At 64.2% G+C, this 497-nt stretch carries 1 protein-coding gene; it reads right to left on the bottom strand.

Annotated elements, in window-relative coordinates; translation table 11 throughout:
* On the bottom strand, nucleotides 1-497 hold a 497-nt coding region (locus KDH83_RS31435; protein WP_212323060.1), incomplete at both ends, for a VCBS domain-containing protein.

Raw genomic sequence — 497 nt, 5'->3', positions numbered from 1 at the left:
ACGCCCAGGGCTTGCACCTTGGGATCGCTGTTGTTCAGGTCGTACTTCCAGTTGCCATCCTTGTCGATGGAGAACGTGCCGTGCTCGCCCTTGACGTTGGTCTGGGCGTTGAACACGGCCTCGCCGGCGTCCTTGTCGGTGACATTGAGCTTGCCGCCGGTGGTGAGCGTATCGTCTTCCTTGACCGTGCCCGCGCCGTTGCCGGTGATGACGGCGGCGTCATTGGTGCCGGTGATGGTGATGACGATGGTCTGGGTCGCCGTGCCGCCGTGGCCGTCGTCGACGGTCACGGTGATCTTGTCGGTGGCGGTCTCGCCCTGCTTGAGGGCCTGGACCTTGTCGCTGTCGTTGTTCAGCGTGTAGGTCCAGTTGCCCTTGTTGTCGACGGTCAGCGTGCCGTACTCGCCCTTGCCGCCGTTGCCCAGCGTCCAGGTGTGCTTGTCGTTGACGTCGACATCGGTCAGGTCGAGCTTGCCGGTGGCGGTGGTGGTGCCGTC

The sequence above is a fragment of the Achromobacter sp. Marseille-Q0513 genome, assembly GCF_018195695.1.
In the GTDB taxonomy this organism is placed as follows: Bacteria; Pseudomonadota; Gammaproteobacteria; order Burkholderiales; family Burkholderiaceae_B; genus Achromobacter.
This window is presented reverse-complemented; position numbering and strand designations above follow the sequence as displayed.